Consider the following 251-nt stretch of genomic DNA (forward strand, 5'->3'; position numbering starts at 1 on the left):
CGGCAGCCCCGGCATCTGCCTCGGTCGTGACCCGGAACGGGCGCGGCTGACACGCGATCAGGCCCTGATCGCGCATGATCTGCCGCACCAACTCCGCAGAGCACTCCGTACCTTCCTCGGCTAGGTCGAAGTGGACACGCCGATACCCGTAGGTCCCTTCGGATTCTTCGAAGAAATGATGAACCCTGGCCGTCAACGCTTCCCTGCGGGCCGCCGTAGCCGACTGCGGACGCACCAACCAATGGTAGAAA

General features: G+C 63.7%; 1 protein-coding gene. It reads right to left on the reverse strand.

Translation table 11 applies throughout. The features are described from left to right. Positions 1–251: IS3 family transposase (locus tag DL891_RS17005; RefSeq protein ID WP_157962624.1), on the reverse strand; the 251-nt coding region annotated here is incomplete at both ends.

The sequence above is a fragment of the Homoserinimonas sp. OAct 916 genome, from assembly GCF_003260275.1.
GTDB lineage: Bacteria > Actinomycetota > Actinomycetes > Actinomycetales > Microbacteriaceae > OACT-916.